Annotated in this window: 4 protein-coding genes; all 4 read right to left on the bottom strand. The window is 29.2% G+C overall.

Features of this window, described 5'->3' with window-relative positions; all coding sequences use genetic code 11:
* Window positions 1-203: 203 nt before the first annotated feature.
* The gene (locus tag B2U95_RS10190) at window positions 204-551 is read right to left on the bottom strand and encodes a hypothetical protein (protein ID WP_296315884.1); all 348 of its coding nucleotides are present in this window, start codon (window positions 549-551) and stop codon (window positions 204-206) included.
* A gap of 340 nt (window positions 552-891) precedes the next feature.
* The gene (locus tag B2U95_RS10185; RefSeq protein ID WP_296315881.1) at window positions 892-2,205 is read right to left on the bottom strand and encodes a CoF synthetase; all 1,314 of its coding nucleotides are present in this window, start codon (window positions 2,203-2,205) and stop codon (window positions 892-894) included.
* Window positions 2,206-2,606: 401 nt separating this feature from the next.
* Window positions 2,607-3,401 carry a glycosyltransferase family 32 protein gene (locus B2U95_RS10180; RefSeq protein WP_296315879.1) on the bottom strand — a complete coding sequence of 265 codons (795 nt, stop codon included), beginning with the start codon at window positions 3,399-3,401 and terminating at the stop codon, window positions 2,607-2,609.
* Window positions 3,402-3,738: 337 nt separating this feature from the next.
* Window positions 3,739-4,386 (bottom strand): hypothetical protein (locus B2U95_RS10175; protein ID WP_296315877.1); only part of this gene is annotated, 648 nt, incomplete at its 5' end.

The following is a 4,386-nucleotide window of genomic DNA, read 5'->3' as shown; positions in this document are numbered from 1 at the left end:
ACAGATAGAATATTCCGCAGGAATATTCGTAAGTCGGCAGTGACCTAGAAATTAATTATACACCGTATTGTAAGTCGTGTTTTCTGGAGGATTTCATCCATATAGAAGTTGGTCAATTTCAGATTTTTAAACGCTTTAAATACCTTTCTTTTATTCGTCGTGATAAAAATTATTCCGCAATTCGCACTTGTTCCATATAAAACTTATCTGTAATCATCAGTCCAAACTTCTACAGCACAAATATTATTCTTAGTTATCAGTTCCGAAACTAAATTTGTCAATTCAGAACTCAATAGATTTTCTATTTGGAAAGCAATTTGTTTGGTTTTATATTTAACAACATAAAGTGGTTTACAAAATTCCTGAGTTCTAACTTTACGGATAGAATCCAATTTAGGTATTCTTTGAATTGTAATTCCATCTGGAAATCCCCATTTAATGTAAACATTCATATCCTCAATTAAACGTTGATTTATTAAATTAATTTTTTCAGATAATTCAGTACTCTTATTTAGAGACTGAAACCATAATTCGTTCGCTTTTTTAGTCAAAATTAACTCTTCATTTTGAGCTAAACTGCAAATTGAATTTTAAATTAAAAATGTGAGCAAAATGTGTTTCATAATATTCTGACTAACGTTTTTATATCGTTTCTGAAAATCAGTAGTTAGTGATTCTTGTTTTCAGCCGTGGTTTTTTCTGATTACCTAAACGTTAGCTTAGAGTAATTATTTTTTTTCGTAAAAGTGGTAATTACTTACAAAGTGTTGTGTTTTCGTTATTTTATTTCTTTTCAAGTACTTTCGTTAATCTTTGGTGTAATGCCAAGCAGTTGGTTTTTAGGTTTTTAAACGATATCGGTGTCAGTAACGGAAGTGAAAAGCTAACTTTTTAGCAATAAAAATTGGCTACTTTTTTACGTTTACCAGAGGATAAAGATGGTATTTCATTAACAAGAGAAATCTTAACGTTGGCATCTTTACCAAAATCTTCCTGTATACTTTCTATAAGGTTTTGTTCATATTCAAAACGACCGGTATATGTGTTTAACTTTATTAGATATTCTTTTTTACCAGTTTGAATAAATTGATGTTGTTTTAATAAGGGATAGTATTTATAAAAATAAAAGTAAACCACAAAAGAGGAAATAATTTTTCCTTTAGTATCGTATACACTATCCATTTTTCTTCCTTCAATTTTTTTTAAAGTCGGAAAAGGATTGCTTTTTGTAGGAAGATTTTCAAACATACCAATATCACCCGTATCATATCGAATCATGGGCATAGAATAGTTAAATAAATCTGTTATTACAATTCTACCCAACACTCCTAATTCTGCAGGTATGTCACTACCCATTTTTAATATTTCAACATGATAACTTGCCCAGTTTATATTAAATTCTTCTTTCCCTTGGAGAGGAAGTTGTTGAGCAATAAGACCCAATTCTGCATTAGAATATCTGGACACTACTGGAGTATTAAAATATTTTTCCATAGACCTTTTTGTATAACTATTTAAATATTCAGAATTAGCTATGACAGAATTAATTTTGATATGAGAAAGTGACTTTGAGCCTATTTTATCCAAATAGATGCAAATACTTTCAAAAGTAGAAGCAAAACCTAAGAGATTAATTGGTGATGTATTAGTCTCTAGTCTTTTAATTAAAGCTTTTATATGAGAATCATCAAACAGTATAACATCTACATATACTTTATTTTGCATCCAAATTTTTATTGGATTATTCATATTTAGGCTTCTATATACACCAAAATGATACAATTTTTCACCCAAATAATAATTTGCTTTGTTTAAAAAATAGATGCTGTCGGCACTATTACGAAGTTTTTTATTGGCATCTTGATAAATAAAAAAGGGAACCCCTGTAGAACCGCTTGTTGCAACTCTATTTTTATTTTTTTTTATGCAAATATTCGACTTAAAATGGTTAAAATTTTCTTTAACAATGTTTTTGTTTATAACTGGAAAATTTTCTATTTCTTTAAAGCCTTTAAATTTATTATAAAAAGGAGTGGTTTCAGTTGCATGATTTAAAAAGGTATTGATATGCTTTTCTCTTCTTTTCTTTGTTGCTTTAATATTGTCATTTAGATTTATAAATGCAATGTCATCATAATGTGTTTTAATTTTAGAACCTTTTATGAAATCTAAAATCCAAAAGGCTTTTGCACGTATTGTCTTCATTGTAAATTCATCAATTATATTAGTTTAAATGCAGCCTTTATTCAGGACGTGTCATAATAAACACAACTTTTGGTATAAGATTAGTTGCGTTGTTTAAGTGCCTAATTTAGCAAATACAAACGGAATATAAAATTCGCTTAGATTTTATAAAGTAAGCTTGCAGCGGCAATTAATTTTATACAGTGTTAGCCTTTCGTTATTTTTACTATAGTATTTATTCATTTCTTTTTGAAGGCTTAATTAACCTCAAATTTCTTTTTGAGATATACGGAATACCGTATTTAAAACTTCTAACTTCTTTTATGAGATTGCTCTCTCTCTCTCTCTCTCTCTCTCTCTCTCTCTGCATTTTAAGCTACCTCAACAAAGAACTTGTTATTACTTAAAGAATACTTTTAGAATTAATTTCTACCATATTTTTGATAAAAAGACTTTAAGGAAATTCTAAGTTCTCTCAACTTCAAAAAAGAAATTATCTTTTCTATTAGACCAACACCTATGATTGTCATTATTTTTCGTCTTAATTTGGATGCAAAAGGCATCCAAGAACTAGAAAAATGATGAATTGTATAAGTGTTTTTTGTTGTTGAAATCTTCCCAGTTTCATAGTCTTTGGGACTAAAATACTCGAAAGGAAATAAGAAAAAGAAATCCTCATTTTTGAGTAAAAAGTCCACCTCTTGCACTTGAGAGACTTCCATTAATGTAATATTTTTTATCAATTCAATCTTCGATTCCATAATCTGAGGCAATACCAAATAATCAAAATTGCCGTCTTCCTTTACGAAAGACCTGTTGTTATAATGTTCCATGCAAATTAAAAGCCATTTGCCGTTTTTTTCAGAACCAAAAACAGCCGCTTCCATTCTCTTACTAATATTATATTCTGTACCTATAAAGTATGGTAGGTTAAGAAGATCATCAAAACTTTTTAAGACCTCGACATCAGAATCTAAATAAATACCTCCATAGGTGTAAACGGCATAAAGTCTAATGAAATCTGCAGCAAATGCGTACTTTTTATTTTCCAAAGCTTGTCGTATCCAAACACAATTAAGTGTTTGCGACCTTTCCCAATCCCATAACATAAATTCATAATCTGGCAGTATGGCTTTCCAAGAAGCAATGTTGTTTTTTACGTCTTGTGGATATTCTTGACCACTTAACCAGCAATAATGGATTATTTTAGGTATCATTTATTATTAATTCTTGTTGATTGATTTTTCTATGCTTATTACAATTATTAAGGTGTTGAGCAATCAATACGCCAATAACAACTAGTATAATTTCTTCGATAATATATATCAAGATACTTGCTAAACTTGTTTTCTGATAATAAATCTTGGCAGATTTTTATAAAGAATTTTATCATTGGTTATTGGTTTGATTTAATGAAGGCTAACGTGATGTGTATCTTTAATTGCGTGGTTAAGCACCTAATTTAGCAAATAAATCACAGATAGAATATTCCGCAGGAATGTTCGTAAGTCGGCAGTGACCTAGCAATTAATTATACACCGTGTTGTGCTTTCGTTATTTTTTTTTATTCAATTCATTTTCAATCACACGGATTAATTTCGCATTTTGCTTTATTAATATTTTTAAAACATCAATGTTATTTACAATTTTTAGAGAGGCTTCAAAAAGTATTTGCTGGAATTCAGCGTCCTTTGAAAGTACTTTTAGTTCTGCGCTATCAATAAAATCGTAAGATAAGTCCTTTACGGCTGTATTTTTGTATTTATTTTCAAACCAATTGGTAAGCTTGTACATTTTTTTATTTCCTAAATATATGCGCATTTTTGTTTTTATAACGTCGTCTAGATCAGAGTAGATATCGTCCATATCTTTCATTTTCCTGAAATAGATTAATATTTCTTTTCTAATGCTTTCATTGGTGATTTTTGTCGCTAAAAAGGGATCATTTTCTTTAGTTATTGGATTGTAATAAGGTAAAAATCTAATAATGCTAGGGTTCTCTATGACAATTGTGCTATCATTTTTTACGCCTATTTTATATAACTGTTCCTGTAAAAAATCGACGTCTTTAAGTTCTTTAAGATTTATGCTATAGGAAACGGAATCTGATTTGATGTCCAGCATTAGATTGCTATAAACATCACGAAGATTTCGGTTTTGTTTTCGTTGTTCGTTCCAATTATTTATTTGCAATGCAATCAA

The sequence above is a fragment of the Winogradskyella sp. UBA3174 genome, assembly GCF_002364335.1.
GTDB lineage: Bacteria > Bacteroidota > Bacteroidia > Flavobacteriales > Flavobacteriaceae > Winogradskyella.
The sequence above is the reverse complement of the archived record's forward strand: the minus strand, read 5'-3'. Positions and strand labels throughout refer to the sequence as shown.